Origin of the sequence: Pseudomonas sp., assembly GCF_051660785.1 — a bacterium.
Taxonomy (GTDB): domain Bacteria; phylum Pseudomonadota; class Gammaproteobacteria; order Pseudomonadales; family Pseudomonadaceae; genus Aquipseudomonas.
Genome location: NZ_JBOFQE010000064.1, coordinates 55,703 through 76,838 on the forward strand (window position 1 = coordinate 55,703; position 21,136 = coordinate 76,838).

The 21,136-nt window shown below is 57.9% G+C and carries 22 protein-coding genes and 1 tRNA gene; 19 read left to right on the forward strand and 4 right to left on the reverse strand.

Features of this window, described 5'->3' with window-relative positions:
- The first annotated feature begins 76 nt into the window (after positions 1-76).
- Positions 77-316 carry a sulfurtransferase TusA family protein gene (locus ACRC4F_RS17950; protein WP_059406676.1) on the forward strand — a complete coding sequence of 80 codons (240 nt, stop codon included), beginning with the start codon at positions 77-79 and terminating at the stop codon, positions 314-316.
- Positions 317-347: 31 nt separating this feature from the next.
- Positions 348-1,418 carry an AI-2E family transporter gene (locus ACRC4F_RS17955; RefSeq protein WP_438660557.1) on the forward strand — a complete coding sequence of 357 codons (1,071 nt, stop codon included), beginning with the start codon at positions 348-350 and terminating at the stop codon, positions 1,416-1,418.
- A gap of 143 nt (positions 1,419-1,561) precedes the next feature.
- Here ACRC4F_RS17955 and ACRC4F_RS17960 read toward each other — a convergent pair whose 3' ends face one another.
- Positions 1,562-2,035: a peroxiredoxin gene (locus ACRC4F_RS17960; RefSeq protein ID WP_438660558.1), complete on the reverse strand. Its 474-nt coding sequence runs from the start codon at positions 2,033-2,035 to the stop codon at positions 1,562-1,564.
- Positions 2,036-2,045: 10 nt separating this feature from the next.
- Positions 2,046-2,606 carry a glycine cleavage system protein R gene (locus ACRC4F_RS17965; protein WP_008034925.1) on the reverse strand — a complete coding sequence of 187 codons (561 nt, stop codon included), beginning with the start codon at positions 2,604-2,606 and terminating at the stop codon, positions 2,046-2,048.
- 328 nt (positions 2,607-2,934) lie between these two features.
- Between ACRC4F_RS17965 and dapA the strand changes: the two genes are divergently transcribed.
- From dapA to ACRC4F_RS18015, 10 genes are all read left to right on the forward strand, one after another.
- The gene (gene dapA / locus ACRC4F_RS17970; protein ID WP_438660559.1) at positions 2,935-3,813 is read left to right on the forward strand and encodes a 4-hydroxy-tetrahydrodipicolinate synthase; all 879 of its coding nucleotides are present in this window, start codon (positions 2,935-2,937) and stop codon (positions 3,811-3,813) included.
- Between the two features lie 17 nt (positions 3,814-3,830).
- Positions 3,831-4,946: an outer membrane protein assembly factor BamC gene (bamC, locus tag ACRC4F_RS17975; protein ID WP_438660560.1), complete on the forward strand. Its 1,116-nt coding sequence runs from the start codon at positions 3,831-3,833 to the stop codon at positions 4,944-4,946.
- Positions 4,947-4,950: 4 nt separating this feature from the next.
- Entirely contained in the window at positions 4,951-5,709 is a 759-nt protein-coding gene (locus tag ACRC4F_RS17980; RefSeq protein WP_008153089.1) for an MBL fold metallo-hydrolase, read from the forward strand.
- A gap of 28 nt (positions 5,710-5,737) precedes the next feature.
- Positions 5,738-6,451 carry a phosphoribosylaminoimidazolesuccinocarboxamide synthase gene (gene purC, locus ACRC4F_RS17985; RefSeq protein ID WP_008034929.1) on the forward strand — a complete coding sequence of 238 codons (714 nt, stop codon included), beginning with the start codon at positions 5,738-5,740 and terminating at the stop codon, positions 6,449-6,451.
- An 83-nt stretch (positions 6,452-6,534) separates the two neighbouring features.
- Positions 6,535-6,624 (forward strand) — tRNA-Ser (locus tag ACRC4F_RS17990).
- Positions 6,625-6,856: 232 nt separating this feature from the next.
- Positions 6,857-7,162, forward strand: coding sequence for a DUF1778 domain-containing protein (locus tag ACRC4F_RS17995; protein ID WP_438660561.1), 306 nt, complete (start codon positions 6,857-6,859; stop codon positions 7,160-7,162).
- Complete coding sequence (locus tag ACRC4F_RS18000) at positions 7,134-7,685, forward strand: GNAT family N-acetyltransferase (protein WP_438660562.1); 552 nt, start codon at positions 7,134-7,136, stop codon at positions 7,683-7,685. The genes ACRC4F_RS17995 and ACRC4F_RS18000 overlap by 29 nt, the downstream gene beginning before the upstream one ends.
- Positions 7,686-7,895: 210 nt before the next feature.
- A complete protein-coding gene (locus ACRC4F_RS18005) occupies positions 7,896-8,219 on the forward strand; it encodes a hypothetical protein (protein WP_438660563.1) in 324 nt (107 codons plus the stop codon).
- A gap of 247 nt (positions 8,220-8,466) precedes the next feature.
- Positions 8,467-8,832, forward strand: coding sequence for a hypothetical protein (locus tag ACRC4F_RS18010; protein ID WP_438660564.1), 366 nt, complete (start codon positions 8,467-8,469; stop codon positions 8,830-8,832).
- Entirely contained in the window at positions 8,825-9,136 is a 312-nt protein-coding gene (locus ACRC4F_RS18015) for a hypothetical protein (protein WP_438660565.1), read from the forward strand. The genes ACRC4F_RS18010 and ACRC4F_RS18015 overlap by 8 nt, the downstream gene beginning before the upstream one ends.
- Before the next feature lie 87 nt (positions 9,137-9,223).
- Here the strand turns inward: ACRC4F_RS18015 and ACRC4F_RS18020 are convergent, their stop codons facing one another.
- Together ACRC4F_RS18020 and ACRC4F_RS18025 are read right to left on the reverse strand one after the other, a co-directional pair.
- A complete protein-coding gene (locus ACRC4F_RS18020) occupies positions 9,224-9,823 on the reverse strand; it encodes a cupin domain-containing protein (RefSeq protein WP_438660574.1) in 600 nt (199 codons plus the stop codon).
- A 70-nt stretch (positions 9,824-9,893) separates the two neighbouring features.
- On the reverse strand, positions 9,894-11,855 hold the full coding sequence (locus ACRC4F_RS18025; RefSeq protein ID WP_438660566.1) for an oxidoreductase: 1,962 nt from the start codon (positions 11,853-11,855) through the stop codon (positions 9,894-9,896).
- 346 nt (positions 11,856-12,201) lie between these two features.
- Between ACRC4F_RS18025 and ACRC4F_RS18030 the strand changes: the two genes are divergently transcribed.
- From ACRC4F_RS18030 to ACRC4F_RS18060, 7 genes are all read left to right on the forward strand, one after another.
- A complete protein-coding gene (locus ACRC4F_RS18030) occupies positions 12,202-13,482 on the forward strand; it encodes an OprD family outer membrane porin (protein WP_438660567.1) in 1,281 nt (426 codons plus the stop codon).
- 38 nt (positions 13,483-13,520) lie between these two features.
- A complete protein-coding gene (locus tag ACRC4F_RS18035; protein ID WP_438660568.1) occupies positions 13,521-14,828 on the forward strand; it encodes a Xaa-Pro dipeptidase in 1,308 nt (435 codons plus the stop codon).
- A gap of 103 nt (positions 14,829-14,931) precedes the next feature.
- A complete protein-coding gene (locus ACRC4F_RS18040) occupies positions 14,932-15,579 on the forward strand; it encodes a TetR family transcriptional regulator C-terminal domain-containing protein (RefSeq protein WP_438660569.1) in 648 nt (215 codons plus the stop codon).
- A 92-nt stretch (positions 15,580-15,671) separates the two neighbouring features.
- On the forward strand, positions 15,672-16,388 hold the full coding sequence (locus ACRC4F_RS18045; protein WP_438660570.1) for a response regulator: 717 nt from the start codon (positions 15,672-15,674) through the stop codon (positions 16,386-16,388).
- Between the two features lie 5 nt (positions 16,389-16,393).
- A complete protein-coding gene (locus ACRC4F_RS18050; RefSeq protein WP_438660571.1) occupies positions 16,394-17,167 on the forward strand; it encodes a substrate-binding periplasmic protein in 774 nt (257 codons plus the stop codon).
- The gene (locus ACRC4F_RS18055; RefSeq protein WP_438660572.1) at positions 17,164-19,425 is read left to right on the forward strand and encodes an ATP-binding protein; all 2,262 of its coding nucleotides are present in this window, start codon (positions 17,164-17,166) and stop codon (positions 19,423-19,425) included. Before ACRC4F_RS18050 ends, ACRC4F_RS18055 begins: the two co-directional genes overlap by 4 nt.
- Positions 19,426-19,619: 194 nt before the next feature.
- The gene (locus ACRC4F_RS18060) at positions 19,620-21,032 is read left to right on the forward strand and encodes an amino acid permease (RefSeq protein ID WP_438660573.1); all 1,413 of its coding nucleotides are present in this window, start codon (positions 19,620-19,622) and stop codon (positions 21,030-21,032) included.
- Positions 21,033-21,136 lie beyond the last annotated feature (104 nt).

Sequence of the window (21,136 nt, forward strand, 5' to 3'; positions counted from 1 at the left end):
GACCTTACTGTAGCCGGACAGTACGCTTCGGACCAGATATTCTAAGCCGCTCAACCACCTGACCCGGAGTGACGCAATGACCGACGCTGTAGCCCATGACCTGGAACTGGACGCCAGCGGTCTGAATTGTCCGTTGCCGCTCCTCAAGGCCAAGCTGGAACTCAACAAAATGGCCAGTGGCGCGGTGCTCAAGGTGATCGCTACCGACGCGGGATCTCAGCGCGACTTCCGCACCTTTGCCCGATTGGCCGGTCATACGCTGCTTCGTGAAGAAGATGAAGCGGGCGTTTACCGCTACTGGTTGAAAAAAGCCTGAAATCTGCTGCGTTCGTTTCTAAGGATTATTGATGTTCAAGGTGTTACGCGACTGGATTCAGCGCTACTTTTCCGACGAAGAAGCCGTGGTGCTGGCCGTGCTGCTGTTTCTGGCTTTCACGGCCGTACTCACACTGGGCGGCATGCTCGCGCCGGTACTGGCGGGGATGGTCCTGGCGTATCTGATGCAAGGCCTGGTCGTCACGCTCGAGCGCCTGCGCATGCCCGGTGGGGTGGCAGTGGGGCTGGTTTTTGCGTTGTTCATGGGCGTTCTGCTGGTGTTCATGATTGTCGTGGTGCCGTTGCTCTGGCATCAGCTGATCACGCTGTTCAATGAACTGCCGGGGATGCTCGCCAAGTGGCAGTCGCTGCTGTTACTGCTGCCTGAGCGTTATCCGCATCTGGTGTCTGATGAGCAAGTACTGCAGGCCATCGAAGTGGCGCGCGGCGAGATCGGCAAGTTCGGTCAATGGGCGCTGACGTTCTCGCTGTCGAGCTTGCCATTGCTGGTGAACATCATGATCTACCTGGTGCTGGTGCCGATCCTGGTGTTCTTCTTTCTCAAGGACCGCGAGATGATCGGCCAGTGGGTGCGCGGTTATCTGCCCCGAGAACGGGCGTTGATTACCCGGGTTGCCCACGAGATGAACCGGCAGATTGCCAACTACATTCGCGGAAAGGTCATTGAGATCTTCATCTGCGGTGGTGTGACCTATATCGGTTTCGTTGTGCTGGGGCTCAACTACGCAGCACTGCTGGCGTTGCTGGTAGGCGTGTCGGTGGTGGTCCCGTATGTCGGGGCGGTGGTGGTGACCGTGCCGGTTCTGCTGATTGCGCTGTTCCAGTGGGGCTGGAGCGATCAGTTCATTTACTTGATGGCGGTCTACGGGATTATCCAGACGCTGGACGGGAATGTGCTGGTGCCGCTGTTGTTTTCGGAGGCGGTGAATTTGCATCCGGTGGCAATTATCTGTGCGGTGCTGTTGTTTGGCGGGTTGTGGGGATTTTGGGGGGTGTTCTTTGCGATTCCGCTGGCAACCTTATTCAAGGCCGTACTGGACGCATGGCCGCGCAAAGAGCCGGTGGTGGCGCCGTTGCTTTAAAGGTCAGACTGTATGAGGCGGTGGGGCAGATGGCCTCATCCCGAGCAGGCTCGGTCCCACATTAGACCGCGTCAGTCTGTTCAACTCGGTCAACTGTGGGAGCGAGCCTGCTCGCGATAGCGTCCGAACAGACGCCAAAAATATCAGGCTTTGTTAAGGGACTGTGCGGCCGCCAACACCGCATCCACATGCCCCGGCACCTTCACGCCGCGCCATTCCTGACGCAGCACGCCATCCTTATCGATCAGGAACGTGCTGCGATCAACGCCCATGTATTCCTTGCCATATAGCTTCTTCAGCTTGATCACATCAAACAACTGGCACAGCGCTTCTTCCTTGTCGCTGATCAGCTCGAAGGTGAACGCTTGCTTGGCCTTGAAGTTTTCGTGGGATTTCAGGCTGTCGCGCGACACGCCGAAAACTTCGGTGTTGGCCGCTTTAAAGGCGTCCAGCTGATCGCGAAAGCCCTGGCCCTGAGTGGTGCAGCCCGGCGTGCTGTCCTTCGGATAGAAGTAGATCACTACTTGCTTGCCTTTGAGGCCCGCGAGGCTGACGGTCTGTCCATTGGTGGCGGGTGCTTCGAAGTCGGCAACCGGTTGGTCGATGGCAACGGCCATGAAAGCTTCCTTACATTGGGTTCTGTGGGCGCCACGGTTCGATCAGCGCGTCCAGATTCAGCGCGTCGGCGAAATCCAGGAACTGATCGCGCAGCCAGCTGATCTGCACGCCGGCCGGCAAGGTCACGGTAAACGTGGCGTTGAGCATGGTGCCGCCGGTTTGCGGCGCCTGATACGTGTCGCAGGTCAGGTTTTCCAGCTCGACGTTGTGGTCCATGAAGAACTGGCACAGTTCGTTGATGATGTCCGAGCGATACGCCGAGCTGACATAAGCGACGTAAGGCAGGGCCTGAGGACGATTCTCCAGCGCCGCGCTGCGCACCACGTTAACGGTGAATGCGTGCTTTTTGGCGAGGCTTGGCAGGCTGCCTTCCAGGCGAGCCAGGGCGTCCCAACTGCCGGAGATTTCAAGGATCAACGCGCTGCACTCGCCGTGACGGGTCAGGCGAGAGGTGACCACGGCGCAGCGGTTTTCATGGCTGGCGCGGCACAGGACGTTAGTCAGCTCCATGGGGTTGGCGCCGAGGGCACTGATGACAAGGAATTGTTCGCGAACTGTGGGGGTGGACATGCAGCATTCCTAAAGCGATGAGCGGTCGATACTTTTACGGGCTTTTACTGCCGGGGGCGAGCCTGCGGATGCGAATTCAGAAAACCCGGGCCGAAGGTTGCAACGTGCTCCATCAAGGCAGGAGCGAGGGGCGGCAACGCTGGATCGGGGCTTGTGATGCCGAAAATGGAGGCTGAAACCCGGTGTGCGAGCTTATCAGTACCGATCAAAGTCTGAAGGGTAGCGAAAAGCAGCGCCAAGGGGAATGGCAGCAGCGCAGTACTTCGCTTGTACAAGCATCTTGGCGCCAGTACCATTACCGCTCTCTTTTTCCGGCAGGAGCGGTTGCATGATTGCGGGCAGTATGGTGGCACTGGTCACACCCATGGATGCACAAGGTCGTCTCGACTGGGACAGCCTGAGCAAACTGGTGGACTTTCACCTGCAGAACGGCACCCACGCGATCGTGGCGGTCGGCACTACAGGCGAATCGGCCACCCTTGACGTGAACGAGCACATCGAAGTGATTCGTTACGTGGTGAAGCAGGTGGCAGGGCGCATTCCGGTGATCGCCGGGACCGGCGCCAACTCGACGCGCGAAGCGATCGAGCTGACCACCAATGCGAAGACCGCCGGCGCCGATGCTTGCCTGCTGGTCACGCCGTACTACAACAAGCCGACCCAGGAAGGCTTGTACCAGCACTTCAAGGCCATCGCAGAAGCCGTCGACATCCCGCAGATCCTTTACAACGTGCCGGGCCGTACGGCCTGCGACATGCTGACCGAAACCGTGATCCGCCTCTCGACCGTGAAAAACATCATCGGTATCAAGGAAGCCACCGGCGACCTGGCCCGTGCAAAAGCCATCATCGACGGCGTCAGCGAAGACTTTGTGGTGCTGTCCGGTGACGACGCCACCGCAGTCGAACTGATCCTGCTCGGCGGCAAAGGCAACATCTCGGTCACTGCCAACGTCGCCCCGCGCGACATGAGCGACCTGTGCAACGCTGCGCTGAAAGGCGACGCCGTCACGGCCCGCGCCATTCACGAAAAGCTGATGCCGCTCAATAAAACCCTGTTTATCGAATCCAACCCTATCCCCGTGAAATGGGCACTGCATGAAATGGGCTTGATGCCGGACGGTATCCGTCTGCCGCTCACCTGGCTCAGCGCTGCCTGTCACGAACCGCTGCGGCAGGCCATGCGCCAGTCCGGCGTACTGGTTTAATTGAGGAAGCACTACGCATGAAGCGATTGGCCGGACTTTCCGCACTTGCCTTGATTATCTCCAGCACCAGTGGCTGCGGATGGGTCTGGGGCCCGGAAGGTTATTTCCGTGACCGTGGTAGCGATTACCTGGAAGCGCAACAGACTGCACCTATGCAATTGCCACCGGACGTCAGCACCGCCAAACGTCTGGATCCGCTGCTGCCGATCCCGCGCAACGTCGCGGATGACACCGCCAAGGGCGAGTACATCGTGCCGCGTCCACAGCCGTTGTCGGCATCGGCTGACGCCAGCGCCTACTCGCTGCAGAAGAGCGGTGATTCGAGTTCGATCCTGGCCCAGAATCCACCCGCCGAAGTCTGGCCAGTGGCTGTGCAGTTCTTCCAGGACAACGGTTACCGTCTGGATGAACAGAAGCCGCAAACCGGCGAATTCACCACCACCTGGCAGCATTCCGACGAACTGTCGGCAGCGATGGCCAAGCGCCTGAGCGCAGCCGGTATCAGCACCGACAGCGAAACCCGCGTTCGGGTGCGTATCGAGCCGGGCGTACAGCGCAACACCAGTGAAGTCTACGTGGTCAGCGCCGAACGTCCTGCCGGCAGCACCGCCGACGTGGCTTTCACCAACCGTTCGGTCAACACTGGCCTGGATGCGGCACTGGTCGACGACATGCTCGCAAGCATGAGCCGCATCTCGGAGAAGGGCGGTTCGGTCTCCATGCTGGCTTCGCGTGATTTCGATACGCCAAGTCGTGTCAGCCTGAGCGAAGACGGCAGCGGTAACCCGGTTCTGAACGTCGGCAATGACCTGGACCGTGCCTGGTCGAGCGTCGGTCGTGCGTTGGAACAGGGCGAATGGCGCGTTGAAGACATCAACCGCAGCCTGGGCCTGTACTACATCAACCTCTCGGAAAAAGCCGAGAAGAAAGACGAGAAGCCTGGCTTCTTCAGCAGCCTGTTCGGCAGCGCGCCGAGCAAGGAAGAAGTTGAAGCCCGTGCCGAGCGTTATCAGGTTCGCCTGAGCAAGGTTGGCGACAACGTCCAGGTCACCGTCGAGAAAAACATCAACACCGTGGCGCCGGCAGAAGTGGCGCGCAAAGTGTTGAGCGTGATTCAGGACAACCTGGGCTGATCACATGCGTTTTGCCGTTCTCGGCAGCGGTAGCCAAGGGAACGGCACGCTGATAGCCAGCGCTGACACGTATGTGCTGGTGGATTGTGGTTTCTCCCTGCGGGAAACCGAAAAACGCCTGCTGCGCCTGGGTGTGAACCCTGCGCAGCTGAGCGCGATACTCGTGACCCACGAACATGCCGACCACGTGCATGGCGTGGGTTTGCTGTCTCGGCGCTACAATCTGCCTGTCTACCTCAGTCGCGGGACCCTGCGCGGGATGCGCAAACCGATTGAACCGGCTGGCCTTCTGGCTGGCGGCGAGCAACTGCAGATCGGCGCACTGAGCATCGGCGTCATTGCCGTGGCCCACGATGCACAGGAACCGACGCAATACGTGTTCAGCGACGGTGAGCGGCGCTTCGGCCTGCTGACCGACCTGGGTTCTTATTGCAACAAAGTGCTGGACGGCTATCGGGACCTCGATGCGTTGATGATCGAGTCCAACCATTGCCGTGACATGCTGGCTCGCGGTCACTACCCGTACTTCCTGAAGCAGCGGGTGGGCGGTGAACTGGGACATTTGAACAACCACCAGGCGGCATTCCTGGTGTCTGAGTTGGGCTGGCAAGGCCTGCAACACCTGGTCCTGGCCCATCTGAGCAGCAAGAACAACCTGCCGCAGCTGGCCCGGCAATGTTTTGTCGACACCCTCGGGTGCGACCCGGACTGGCTGCAACTGGCCGATCAAGATTCAGGGCTCGACTGGCGACACATCGCCTAGCCCACCTACTTAGCAAGCGGAGCCCATCATGGAAAAACGTGAAGAACTCTACCGCGGCAAAGCCAAATCGGTTTTCAAGACCGACGACGCTGACCGCTTGATCCTGCTGTTTCGCAACGACACCTCGGCGTTCGACGGCAAGCGCATCGAGCAGCTCGACCGCAAAGGCATGGTGAACAACAAGTTCAACGCCTTCATCATGCAGAAACTCGAAGCTGCCGGCGTGCCGACCCAATTCGACAAACTGCTGGGCGACAATGAATGCCTGGTGAAAAAACTCGACATGATTCCGGTCGAGTGCGTCGTGCGTAACTACGCCGCCGGCAGCCTGGTCAAGCGCCTGGGCGTCGAAGAAGGCATGAAGCTCAACCCTTACACCTTCGAACTGTTCCTGAAGGACGACGCCAAGGGCGACCCGTTCATCAACGAATCCCACGTTGTGGCGTTCGGTTGGGGCACCGCCGAGCAGCTGGTTCGCATGAAAGAACTGTCGCTCAAGGTCAACGAAGTCCTGAGCAAACTGTTCGACGACGCTGGCCTGCTGCTGGTCGACTTCAAACTCGAATTCGGCGTCTTCTCCGACGGCTCCATCGTCCTGGGCGACGAATTCAGCCCGGACGGCTGCCGTCTGTGGGACAAGGCTACCGGCAAGAAAATGGACAAAGACCGCTTCCGTCAGGGCCTCGGTGACGTCATCGAAGCCTACGAAGAAGTTGCCAATCGTCTGGGCGTACCGCTTTAATCGACGCAAGCATCTGATAGCACGGAAAAATTTCGCTTAGGGGGTTCGCTTCCGGCGAAAGTGTTGTTATGATGCGCGCCGTTGGAGAGATGCCAGAGTGGCCGAATGGGACGGATTCGAAATCCGTTGTACCTTCACCGGTACCTAGGGTTCGAATCCCTATCTCTCCGCCATTACATAGAAAAAGCCCCGTAGCTGAAAAGTTACGGGGCTTTTTTGTGGCTGATGTTTTAATAATGGGCCGCGCAGGAGTGTACGGTTATTGTACGGGTGGCATTTGACATCTCTCACTGTGTACGGCTAGCATCCGTACATCGCTCAAAGCCCTTCCCATGTTTCTGAGCGTGGACAGCAACAAAATGACACTCAGTAGGGGAACACTCTCTCCGAAATCGGGTAGACCTTATGTTAGAAATTAACGAAATACTCAAAGCACCAAAAAATGCTCGGCTTGAACTCAAAACCACGGATGTCGCTAAAGAGTTCATCCGTAAGGCCGCTTCAATCTCGGGGCTTGATATGACCTCGTTCATTATTTCCTCTGCCTTCGAGAAGGCAGAGGAGGTGATGGAAAAACATCGACGTATCGAAATGTCGGAACAAGCCTATGCCCGGGCTCTGGAGATCCTTAATGAGGATACGGCTCCAACGCTTGGACTACTTAACCTGATGAGAAGGAAGCATGGGGACAACAGCGATTCCGGCTTATGAAATAGACCCCAATTTACAAGCTCGTTTTGAGTCTTACCACTATCTGAAAGATTTCGATTGTGGGCTTGTCATGATGAATGAGTACTATAAGAGCGGCTTGAAGCGTGCCTTAAAGAGCGAGAACATCCGAGGCATTGGAGCGATCAATCCGTTGGGAGAAGTCGTCGGCTTTGGTACGCTCACGCTGGGTCACCTTGACAAGGCGCTTGCGAAAGCCGCCATCAAGAAGTCGAACCTGTCATCTCAACTGCCCGTTGTGAGAATGGTGATGTTTGGTGTGGATCGTCGATTTCAGGGGCTTGGAATCGGTCAGGAAATTCTGAGGCACACATTCATACAAGCGGTTAAGGTCCACAAAGAGGTGCCTATCAAGGGCCTGTATCTGGACGCTGCACCGAACGCCGTTTCATATTATGAATCGTTGGGATTTCAATCCCTGAGCGAACCAGATATCACGGGTGGTACCCCCATGCTAATCAGCATCGAGCCGATCCTGCAGGCAATTGTTGAGGCAGTTCCGTAGCGCTATACACGGTACTCAGCAATAAATTCAAGAAGCCTCGTCACTGAGAAGTGACGGGGCTCCTTCGTTTCTGAGGTTTCGGTTTATTCAGGGGAGAGGAGCTCGGCCATCGCGTCGAAGATTACAACAATGCTGTGCGGAATCACTTTGAATCAAGGTCATTAGCTATCATGCAATAAAGAGCTAAATCACCGGATAGCGGGGAAGAGCATGAACAGATGGCGGCGGCTTTGGTTGTTTATCAAGCTGATAGCAGCCCTTGCGGCCTGCGTGGCCGTCGCTGCCCAGGCTTTTCTCTACATGCTGGACAGCTCCGACGCCGTGCAAATTCACCCATTGAGCATCCTCGTTGTCGGCCTGATTTTTGGCTTCATTACATTTGGACTTCTTTCACTGATTGAAAGAGGTGTGTTGGGACTGGTAGCCCCGATAATTTCCCGATCTCAAACAAAACCTGGCAACGATTCCGGTGCAACGCCGGAATGGCCACTGACTTTGCCAACCGAAGATCCTACTCATCAAAGAGACCTGTGACCCTCACGCTGGACAGCTTCGAAACAGGACCAAGTGGACGGATCCCACAGGACAACTCCGGGCTGACACAAACAAGCGAATCGTCCTACTTCCTACGCGGATACGTCCGAGATTGATCGAAGGTATATTCAGTTTTCAGCGAAGGCATCAGTTATGACTTCGCGGTCGAGCAGGTGGCTGGACGTTACGCACCATCTTCTGGTTGATCGGTTAATCGATGATTTATTCCCTCAAGGAGGAGGTAGCGATGTACAGCAGCAGTGAAGATGGTTTTCAGGGTGATGATCAGACCGGGGTTTTACGAGACAAGCCAGTGCTCAGGGAGCTGCATCTGGATACCGGGCGGTTGGCCAACATTTTCAAACAGCGGATAAAGAATACCGAGTGCCCGTTCTGTGAACATGATGAGTGGGAACTTCCACTCCAGGCCGGAGCAACAGGCGTTGGATTGCTTTGGGCGCGTGGCAATGAGTATCTACGGTCCGGTACGCCGGCAGTGATGCTCAACTGCAAGTACTGTGGATTTATTCGCCTGCATTCGCTCAATGTGCTGGCAGATATCGTCGTCGAAGACGGCAGCAAAACCGTTGCGCTGGAGGTCTGCGATGAGTGAGCCTTTTGTGCTGGTAAACCTTGATGAGCATTACCCCGACCGCTTCCCAAACAACAAAAGGAGTGGCGGAGAAGATCATGGACGAAGACCACCAGGTCCTCCAGGAGAAAACCCATTGGAACCGCGTGTATCCCAACTTGAAACGCATATCGAGTACGTCCGGCGTGATCTCGGTGACATCCGCATAGATTTTCGTGAGCAGCGGAAAGACGCTCGAACGGATTTTCGATTACTGTTCGGCGCTTTGATTACTGCCGCGCTGGGTTTGGCGGCAGTCATGGGAAAAGGGTTCGGGTGGTTGTAACCGAATGCTCAAAAGAAAAACCGGCAAAACGCCGGTTTTTATGCAGTGATACTGAATCCATCAATCACTGGGACGGCTGCCGAACCCTCAAAACGAAGGCGGTGTAATCACCCAAATCACCACCGCATCCACCTCCCCAGGGTTCCCATACCGATGTGGCTCCTGGCTCGAAAAGCTGAAACTATCCCCCTCACTTAGCTGGAAATAACGCTCCCCGACCCACAACTCAAAACTCCCCGACAGCAAATACCCAGCCTCTTCCCCTTCATGGCTGTAACTCTGCTGGCTGTAAGTCCCGGGCGGAAACCGTGAATGCAGCATCTCCAGTTGCCGGTTCGGCTGCGGTGTCAGCAACTGATCCACAATCCCGTCCTCATAGTGCACGCTCATCCGAGTGTTTTTGCGCACCACAACGCCATCATCTTCAGGGGCCGTATTGCCTTCACTGGCAAAGAACCACTGAATGGTCACACCCAGGCTACGGGCGATATTGAACAGGGCAGGAATGGACGGATAGGCCAGATTCCGTTCCAGCTGGCTGATGTACCCCGCCGTCAGCTCGCTCATCTGCGCCAGTTCTGCCAAGGTCATGCCCCGACGTTTACGCAACCCACGAATCCGTGTGCCGAGAAAATGCGGTTCTGCCGTGGCGCTGTCCTGAGTGGGCGCGCTGCTGGCAGGCGGCATCTTGCTGCTGTTGCTCATGGCGTGCTCCAAACCGGGGGGATGTGTAAAAGCCCCGGAGTATAAAACAGCCTCAAAGCTCCCAGGCGACTTTCAAACCTTCGTAGATGGCTTCTTCGGCTGTGCGCGGGGCGAGGCAGTCGCCGATGCGACGAAACTCCACCAGGCCTTGCAGTTCGGCGCCAAGAGTGTCGACGGGTTGATGGCCCTGGCAGAGCACCAGTGTGTCGATGTTTTCAAACAGCATCGGTTCGCCGCTGGCGGTGTGTTGAAGGTAGATGGTGTTGTCGTCGCAGCCGTACAGGCGGGCGTAGGGGGTGATCGGGATGCCAAGTTTGTGCAGTTCGCCGGCCAGTTGATCACGTACGTACAACGGCAGGTTTTCGCCGCAGTGGGTGCCGTTGACGGCCAGTTGCACCTGGTGCCCGGCGCGTACCAGACGTTCGGCGATGCCGGGGCCGATCCAGTCGGCGCGCCAGTCGACCACCACTACGGAACGGCCGATTTGCACCTCATCGCGCAACACTTGCCAGGCGTCGACGACTTGCAGTTCACCGCCGCGTTCGAACGCTGGCCAATACGGTTCGGCGCCGGTGGCGACGATCACCATGTCCGGGCGTTCGCGTTCGACCAGCGCCCGGTCGACGCGGGTGTTGCGAATTACGCGCACACCGGCCAATTCCATTTCGCGTTGCAGATTGGTGCTGGCACCGCCGAATTCGGCGCGTCGAGGTAGCAGTTGTGCCAACAAGACCTGGCCACCCAGTTGCGAACTCGCTTCGTAGAGCGTCACGTCATGTCCGCGCTGAGCGGCGACCGCGGCTGCTTTCATCCCGGCCGGTCCGCCGCCGGCAATCATGATGCGTTTGCGTTGCCCCGCCGGTTGCCGCTGGCCGAAGATCAGTTCGCGCCCGGTTTCAGGGTGCTGGATGCAGGAAATCGGCAGGCCTTTGTGGAAGTGGCCGATGCACGCCTGATTACAGGCGATGCACGCGCGTACATCCTCGACGTGGCCGGTGTCGGTTTTGTTGGGCATTTGCGGGTCGCAGATCAAGGCGCGGGTCATGCCGCACACATCGGCCTGGCCGCGCGCGAGAATCAGCTCGGCTTCCTGCGGTTGGTTGATGCGCCCGGTGACAAACAGTGGAATCGACAGCCCGGCCTTGAAGGTGCCGGCTTCCTTGGCCAAGTAAGCGGCTTCGATCGCCATTGGCGGCACGATGTGCACGGCGCCGCCCAATGATGCCGAGGTGCCGGCGACGATGTGCACGTAATCCAGGATCGGTTGCAGGGATTGCACGGCGGCCAGTGATTCATCCTCGGTCAGCCCTTCGGGATCGCGTTCATCGGCGGAAATGCGCAAGCCGATGATGAAGCCTTCATCAGTATTGGCGCGCACCGCCGCGATCACTTCGCGCAGGAAACGCAGACGCTGTTCCAGTTCACCGTTGTAGCCATCGGTGCGACGGTTGACCCGCGGATTGATGAACTGCGCCGGCAGGTAACCATGGCTGGCGACCACTTCCACGCCGTCGATTCCGGCCTGATACAGGCGTCGGGCGGCATCGCCGTAACCGGCGACAATCTCGTCGATCATCGCTTGATCCAGCGCCCGAGGCATCACCCGAAACCGCTCGTTAGGCACCGCCGAAGGCGAGTAAGCGACAGCGAGCAAGCCATCGCTGGACTCCATGATTTCCCGACCCGGGTGGAAGATCTGCGACAGCACCACGGTGCCGTGAGCATGGCAACTGTCAGCGATTTTTCGATAGCCGTCGATGCAGGCGTCGTCAGTGGCCATCAACACGTGCGAGGTGTACCGCGCGCTGTCATGCACCCCGGCCACTTGCAGCACGATCAGCCCGACCCCGCCTTCAGCCCGCGCGGTGTGATAGGCGATCAGTTGCTCGTTGACCAGGTTGTCGGTGGGCATCGAGGTGTCATGACCGCTGGACATGATGCGGTTTTTCAGGCGTTTGCCACGCAGTTGCAAGGGTTCGAACAAGTGCGCAAAGGCGGGAGAAGCGGTCGACATGGTGCGGTTACTCCAGTCAGGCTGAAGCCGAAAGGCCGGTTTTCTGCGTTATTGTTTTTTCTATATGAATTTACCGACAGTAAAAAATCAACAGATTTTTTTACTGGATTTGGATTTGAGCAGGCCACGCGTGACGGGTGGGCCGACAGAGGCGAAAACGGGTTTATCGGTATTGTGTGGCTCGTCGAGCGACATGTAATGCGCGCATTACATCCCGTTACTTGACTTACATCTGCTGATCAAATTCCCACATCTTAAAACTGTTCATTACAAGACCAGTCTGCTTAACATTGTGGTTGTAGAGGCGTGACAGAAAACAATAATAATCAAAAGCCCTGAGGTCTACATGAAGCTGCGTTCCCTGTTAGGTGTCGCTGTAATTTCGGTGTCCGGAAGTTATATGAAAGCCCAGGCAGAAGATAATGCTGGCGGGTTTGTTGAAGACAGTTCGGCCACTGTTCTTGCAAGAAATATGTATTTCAATCGAAACTCCCTTTCTGGCTATCCCGATGCGCGAGGTTGGGGGCAGGGGTTTCTGTTGGACTATAAGTCTGGTTTTACTCAGGGCCTGATCGGCTTTGGCGTCGATGCCAGTGTCGATACAGCTTATAAACTTGACGGTGGGCGCGGGACCGTGGGCTCGGGTATGTTTCCCGCAGAGGGGGACGGGGAAAGAACAGAATCGTCGACGTTGAATACTTCGGTGAAAATGAAGTGGTCGAATACGATTATCCAGTACGGCGATCTGCGGCCGTACAACCCGGTACTTGCCACTCCCGACTCGCGCTTGATGCCGGTGACCACAAGAGGCATCCAACTGCTGAGCACTGACATCGAGAACGTCAGTATCGATGCCGGGCACTTTTTCTCCACCAAAGGCTCTGCCAGTACGGGCCATGACGGCGATTTCTATGCGGGCTACGCCGGGGTGAAAGGGGGCGATGTCGATTACGCCGGTCTGACGTACCAGCCAGTTGAAGAAGGCAGTGTCGGCTTTTACGTGTCTAGGACAGAGGACTTGTGGCACCAGTATTACGTGAATGCCAACTACACCTTTGCGCTGCCATCCGAACAGACGCTGAATGTCGACTTCAACCTGTACCGTTCGCTCGATGAAGGGCAGTCCCTGGCGGGCGACATCAATGTCACCGCCTGGTCGCTGGCGACCGCCTACGCCGCGGGCCCGCATACGGTTACGCTGTCTTATCAGAAAATCCACGGCGATGAGCCGTTTGATTACTTGATGGCCTCGGACGGCACTTACATGGACTCCATCTATCTTGCCAACTCGTCACAGTACGGAGATTTCAACGGTCCGGGTGAACAGTCGGTGGGACTCGGTTATCAATATGACTTTGGAAGTAACGGCTTTATCCGGACTACATTGGGTGTTCGTTATGTTTACGGATTCGAGATAGACAATCAGAATGTTGATCCCGACGGTTTGTACACTTACTTCGCCGGCTCCGATAAGCAAATTGAACGTGATGTCGATCTCAAGACCGTCATTGAAAGCGGACCGCTGAAGGATTTGTCGGTTCGTGTGCGATATGCGGACTTCCAATTCACGGGTGACAGTGTCAAGCAAGTGCGAATAATCACCCAGTACCCGTTCAATCTTTTTTGATGTGTAAAGCTGAGCCCAATAAAAACAAGAGGTTTCACATGAAAAGCATTCCGATCAAATGTATTGCGTTGGCAATAACACTTTCTTCATTGGCGTTGTCCGCTCACGCAGAGACCGTGTACGTCCATGCCGGCCGTTTAGTGGATGTGGAAAAAGGCAAAGTACTGACCGACCAGCGCATCAAGATTGACGGTGAGCGCATCGTGGCCGTGGAACCGTGGAGTGCTCCGCCAGCCGAGAGCAAAGTGATTGATTGGTCCGCCAAGACGGTGCTTCCGGGTCTGATCGATATGCACACGCATATCTCTGATTGGGACATGACCAACAACGTGGCTGAGCCGCTTCTGCATTCCCCTCAGGATGTTGCGCTCATGGGCGCGAAACATGCCTATCAAACCTTGCGTGCAGGTTTTACAACCGTGCATGACCTGGGCACTTATCGAGCCTTCACCGACGTCGCACTGCGCGATGCAATCAACGCGGATCGGGTGCTGGGGCCACGGATGAACGTTGTTGGGGCTTACATCACCGTAGCAGGCGGCGGTGGTGAAGTGACCGGATTTGCCCCCGGCGTTGAGATTCCGGCGGATATGCGTGTCGGCGTTTACCGTGATGCCAACGACGCCAAGTTGAAGACCCGATATCTGTTCCAGCACGGCGTCGACACTATCAAGATGATGGGCACCGGTTCCGTACTGGCCGAAGGCACCGAGCCGGGCCAAATGGAAATGACCGAAGAAGAAATGCGCGCCGTGGTACAGGAAGCCAAGGTTCATAAAAGCTATGCCACCGTCCATGCCCATGGCGCAGAAGGCATCAAGGCCGCTATTCGCGCAGGCGTCAGATCCGTTGAGCATGCGTCGCTACTGGATGATGAAGGCATCAAGTTGGCTAAAGACAACGGCACTTATCTGGTCATGGATATTTACAACGGTGACTACATCGATGAAGTGGGGCGCAAGGAAAACTGGCCTGAGAGTTATTTGCGCAAGAACACTGAAACGACCGATGTACAGCGCCAGGCCTTCCGTAAAGCGGTCAAGGCCGGGGTGAAAATCGCCTATGGCACCGATGCTGGCGTTTATCCGATCGGCACCAACGCCAAACAGTTCGCCTACATGGTGAAGTACGGCATGACGCCGATGCAGGCGATCCAGTCCGCCACCGTCGTTGCCGCTGACCTGCTCAATTGGCAGGCGGACGTCGGTGCTGTCAGTCCGGGTCGATTCGCCGACATGATTGCCATCGACGGTGATCCGCTCGCAGACATCTCGATCCTTGAGAAAACCCCGGTCGTGATGAAGGGCGGTGCGATTGTTCCGCCTGATGTGCTGCCCGGTATGTAAAAAGCTTCAACATCTGGAGTAGACGAGGGTTGTTGCTGTACAGTCGTTCAGCTCGCGAACGGCTCATTCAGGGCTCAACCCTCGCCTCCAGGAACGTCGTCCCATGACTCAGGAAGTCCGATTCTCCAGAATGGCGCCAGAGCTGCGCAAAACCAATCTCATCGAGGCCACGCTTGTGTGCCTCAAGCGCCACGGCTTTCAGGGCGCCTCCATTCGCAAGATTTCCGCCGAGGCCGGTGTGTCGGTCGGGCTGATCAGCCATCACTATTCCGGGAAGGACGAACTGGTCGCAGAAGCCTATCTGGCGGTGACCGGTCGGGTCATGGGGTTGCTGCGCGCCGCCATGGAACAGGCGGCGCCCAATGCCCGCGAACGTCTGTCAGCGTTCTTTCGCGGTTCGTTTTCCGCTGAACTGCTAGACCCGCAACTGCTCGACGCCTGGCTGGCCTTCTGGGGCGCGGTCAAGACGGCAGAGGCGATCAATCTCGCGCACGAACATTCCTACGGCGAGTATCGCGGCATTTTGCGCAAGGCGCTGACCGAGCTGTCGCAGGAGGAGGGCTGGGAAAACTTCGACGCCGATCTGGCGGCCATCGGCCTCAGCGCCTTGCTCGACGGTTTGTGGCTGGAGTCCGGACTCAATCCCGGCACCTTTACCCCCGAACAGGGCATGCAGATTTGCGAAGCGTGGGTCGACGGTTTGCAGGCAGGTGGGCGTCAGCGTTTCTGTTTGCAGACGACGGGCTGTTGATCGATCGTTCAGCAATGGATACTCTCAGGCGTCAGTGCAGGAAAAAACTCTAATAAGAAACACGCCTACGGGCACACGCAGGACACCATGCGATGACTCCTCGGGTATTGATCGTCGATGACGATCCGTTGATTCGCGAACTGCTGCAGGCTTACTTGAGCCAGGAAGGCTACGAAGTGCATTGCGCCGCTACGGCGGAGCTGGCCGAAACCTTTCTGGCAACCCAGACGGTCGATCTGGTAATGCTCGATATCCGCTTGCCCGGCAAGGACGGCCTGACCCTGACCCGGGAGCTGCGGGTCCGTTCGGAAGTCGGGATCATTCTGATCACCGGGCGCAACGATGAAATCGATCGCATCGTCGGCCTTGAGTGCGGCGCCGACGATTACGTGATCAAACCGCTCAATCCACGCGAACTGGTGTCCCGGGCGAAGAATCTGATACGCCGGGTCCGTCATGCCCATACGCCCAAGTCTGTTGCAGCCCTTTCCCGGCCGGTCAAACAGTTCGCCGCCTGGGCACTGGACACGGATCGCCGGCGGTTGATCGACAACACCGGCAGCGAAACGCTGCTGACTCACGGCGAGTATCAATTGCTCAGCGTGTTCCTGCGCAACAGCGGCCACACCTTGAGCCGTGATCAGCTGATGGATCAGATCCGCAACCGCGAATGGGTGCCCAATGATCGCTCCATCGACGTGCTGGTCGGACGCTTGCGTCGCAAGTTGCACGACGACCCGGCCGAGCCGCAATTGATCATCACTATCCACGGCGCCGGTTATCTGTTCACCGCCAGCGTGGCAGCCTGAACACCATGCCGCGTCTGTTTTGCCTGCTGCTGGCGTTGCTCGCCGGCAGCGCGAAGGCAGCGGAAAAAATCCGCTATTGCGACTACCCGGTCTATCCCCCGATCTCCTGGAGCGACGGCAAACAGGTGCGCGGTGTTGCGCCCGGCGTGGTCAAAGAACTTTTTGGGCAGCTGGGCTACGACGTCGAAATCGTCGAACTGGACAACTGGAATCGCTGCGTACGGGACGCCGCCGAAGGCTGGGTCGACGTGGTGCTGATGTATAGCACTGCGGAACGGGAGCAGAGCATGGTCTTTTCGACGGTGCCGGTGTTGCGTGAAGAAGTTGCGGTGTTCATCAACCGCCAGCACCCGGTGAAAATCGAGCGCCTGGAGGACCTGGCCAATTACCGCGGCGGCTTGTTGTTCGGTGAAAGTTACGGCGTGGTGTTCGACCGCTTTGTCGCCGAGCATCAGAACATCGAAAGGGTGTCTGACAGCAGTCAAAACTTCGGAAAACTGATTCGCGGACGCATCGACTTCATCGTCTCGGAGCGGCGCACCGGGCAGATGCGCGTTGAGACCCTGCCAGGGGCGCAAGACATCGTCGCTTTGCCCGATTCCTTTGGCGTGGATTATCTGCGGGTGGCCGTGTCGCGCCGTTCAGCGCTGGCTGGCCGCATGCCTGAAATCGATGCGCAGTTGAAGCGCATGGTCGACTCGGGAGAGGTCGATCGTTTACTGCACGAAAGCCAGGTCACCTACCGCGACATGATCAAACAGCCGGTCGATACGAAATGATCCAGGCCCGGCCCGGAGGACTGCTGCGGCGTCTGCTGCTGTTCATTCTGTTGTTCAGCCTGTGCTTCACCGTGTTGGCCAGCTCCGTGCAGTTGTACTTCGAATACCGCCGCGAGTTGCGCGAGATCGATTCGCGCATGGAGCTGATCCGCGCCGGGTATCTGGCCAGCCTGGAACGCAGCCTGTGGGACTTGAACCAGGAGCAACTGAATGTGCAGCTGCGTGGGCTGGTGGATTTTTCCGACGTGGCGCGGGTGCGCCTGACCAGCCCGGATTTCGATTTACTGCAAGGCAACCCGGAACCGGTCGGGCCGCTGCGCATCGAGCGTTTTCAACTGGACTATCAACCGCCGTCCGGGCCGCGACGGCATCTGGGGCAACTGGAAGTCAGCACCGATCTGGGCGCTGTGTATCAGCGTTTGTATGCCACCGGCCTGACCAGTTTGCTGTGGATGAGTGTGTTTCTGTGCGGGTTGGCGGTCGCTTTGTCGTGGCTGTTTTACCGCCTGGTGACCCGGCACCTGCAAGTCATGGCCGAGTTTGCGCGGCGCATCGCCGCCGGTGACTGGTACGAGCCGATGCATCTGGACAAGCGCCGCAACGCCCACCCGGATGAGATCGACACCGTCGCCTACGCGCTGGACGACATGCGCCGGGCGATCCTCAGTGACATCGACCGCCGGGAAATCGATCGACTGGCCCTGCAAGACAATCGCGATGAACTGCTACGAATGGTCGAGCGCCGCACCGCCAGCCTGATGCGCGCGAAGGACGAAGCCGAGGCGGCCAACCTTGCGAAATCGCGATTCCTGGCGACCATGAGCCACGAGTTGCGCACACCGCTCAACGGTATTCTCGGCATGGCGCAACTGCTGCGCGGTGCAAGTCTGGATGAGCGCGACGGCAAGCGTCTGGATGCGTTGTACAAGGCGGGCGAAGGGTTGCTGTCGATTCTCAATGAAGTGCTGTATTTCGCTCGGTTGGAGGAAGGCGTCAGCCACCCGGAAGCGGTGGATTTCTCGCTGCGACAATTGCTGGATGAGGTGCTGACGCTGCTGGAGCCTCGCGCGTTGAGCAACGACACAATGCTGCACTGCCGGATTGATCAGCAGGTCGCCGACGGGCACCACGGCGCCGAACAGTTCTTGCGTCAGGTGTTGAGCAACCTACTGGCCAACGCGATCAAGTTCACCGAAGGCGGGGAGGTTAAAGTCGAGGTCGTACTGCTGGCTCCCAGCCCGCAACAGATCGGGCAAAGGCTGCGCGTGAGTGTGACGGACAATGGCATCGGCATTGCTCCGGCGGTGCAGGAAAAGATTTTCGAGCGCTTTACTCAGGCCAGCGAGGAAGTGGCGCAGCGCTTCGGCGGCACCGGTCTCGGCCTGGCCATTTGCAAACATCTGGTGCAGCAGTTGGGCGGGCGGATCGGCGTTGAAAGTGACGTCGGGCAGGGCAGTTGTTTCTGGTTCGAAGTGACGTTGCCGCCGTCGACCGGCACTCCCGAAGTGGCGGCAAGCAGCGAACCTGGCAAGGCGCTGAAAATCCTGGTGGTCGAGGACGTCGCGCTGAACCGTGAAGTGGTCAGCGGCCTGCTGCAATGGGACGGGCATCAAGTCTGGCTCGCCGAAGACGGCGAACAGGCGCTGACGCAATGTGCCGGGCAGGCGTTCGATTTGATCCTGCTCGATGTGCATCTGCCGGGCATCAGTGGCGTTGAGTTATGCGCACTGATCCGCCGCACCGAAGGCCCGAACCGCCACTGCCGAATCTTCGCCCTGACAGCCAGCGTGCAACCGGCGCTGGTGCGCGGTTATCTGGATGCCGGTATGGACGGCATTCTCGCCAAACCGCTGAAACTCGATAATCTGCGTCAGGCGCTGGCCGGGCAATTGCCAACACCCGCCCCGCAGCCTGAAGACGAAACGATGGATTGGCCGCTGCTGGACACTCACCGCACCTTGCTCGGTGAACAGAAACTCCAGGGATTGCTGGCGGTGTTACGCGATTCGATTCGTCAGCATCGCGAAGCGCTCACGGAAGCGATCGAGGCCGACGATTGCACCGAAGTCGCTCATCTGGCACATCGCCTGGCCGGGAGCAGCGACTCATTGGGCTTCCGTGCATTGGCCACTGTGCTGCGCGCACTGGAAGAGGCCGCGCTGGCCAACGACGAAGTAACGTTGCGGGGACTGGCGCCGCAGGTTCATGCGCACTTGCAGCATTCGCAACAGACCTTGGCCGAGCTGCTGCACAACTGACGTACAAGTTTGTTACGACTTTTCACAACTTCGATCTTTACGGTCAACGTGAGCTTACATGGTCTTCCAATAATCGAGACAACCGCCACAGCGCGGTCTTCGAAGCTTATTGGAGATAATAATAATGAACCGCCGTAAAGCTCATCCTTCCTTGCGCCGTGGCGCGCACCTCATCCAGTACTGAGGCGCGGACCATGACTGAAACTACCGAACGCAACGGCATCCATCTGACCCGCGCCCTGAAGAGCCGGCACATTTTCATGTTGTCGCTGGGCGGCGTGATTGGCACCGGGCTGTTTATGGGCTCTGGCCTGACGATCAATCAGGGCGGGCCGGTGGGGGCGATTCTGGCCTACCTGGTCGCCGGGTTCCTGATGTACCTGGTGATGGTTTGCCTGGGCGAACTGTCCGTGCAAATGCCGGTCTCCGGCTCTTTTCAAACCCATGCGACCAAATTCATCGGACCGGCCACCGGGTTCATGATCGGCTGGGTGTACTGGATGAGTTGGGCGACGACCGTGGGCCTGGAATTCACGGCGGCCGGCATGCTGATGGAGCGCTGGTTCCCGACCATTCCGATCTGGTATTGGTCGGCCCTCTTTGTGGTGGTGTTGTTTGGCCTGAATGCGTTGGCGACCCGCGCCTTCGGTGAAGCGGAATACTGGTTCTCCGGGATCAAGGTCGCGGCGATTCTCGGTTTTATCGTGGTCGGCGTACTGGTGATTTTCGGCGCGATCCCGCTGACCAGCGGCGCACCGGCGCCGATGATGACCAATCTGATTGGCGACTCACTGTTCCCCAACGGCTTGTCCGCTGTGTTCGCGGTGATGATGACCGTGGTCTACGCCTTCCAGGGCTGCGAGATCATGGGCGTGGCCGCCGGCGAAACTGATCAGCCGGAAAAAAGCATCCCGCGCGCCGTTCGCAACGTGGTGTTTCGTGTGTTGATTTTCTATGTGCTGGCGATCGTGGTGCTGTCGGCGATAGTGCCGTGGCAGCAGGCCGGTTTGATGGAAAGTCCGTTCGTGCAGGTGTTCGACATGGTCGGCATTCCTTACGCCGCCGACCTGATGAACTTCGTGATCCTCACGGCGATTCTGTCGGTGGGTAACTCGGGCCTGTACGCCTCGACGCGCATTCTGTGGGCGATGTCGAAGACTGGCATGGCGCCGAAAAGTCTGTCGCCGTTGAGCAAGCGTGGCGTGCCGTTGCGAGCGTTGAGCATCACCTTGTGCTTTGCGCTGGTGTCGTTGATGACCAGCTTCGTCGCGGCGGACACGTTGTTCATGGTGCTGATGGCGGTGAGCGGCATGTCCGGCACGGTGACCTGGATTGTGATTGCGCTGGCGCAGTACAAATTCCGCAAGGCTTACCTGCGTGATGGCGGCAAGCTCAGCGATTTGAAGTACCGCGCGCCGTGGTTTCCGCTGCTGCCGCTGACGTGCATTGCGTTGTGCTGCTCACTGTTTGTGTTCCTGGCACTGGATGAGACGCAGCGTCCTTCGTTGTATTGGGGCTTCGGGTTCATCGCGGTGTGCTACGCCGCGTATTTCCTGACGCAACGCAAACGCCAGACGTTGCTGGCGCCGAGCTTGCCGACGGCGTAACCGCGAACACCAAGACAAAACCCTGTGGGAGCGAGCCTGCTCGCGATGACGGTGGATCAGTCAACAGAGATGTTGAATGGGATTCCGTCATCGCGAGCAGGCTC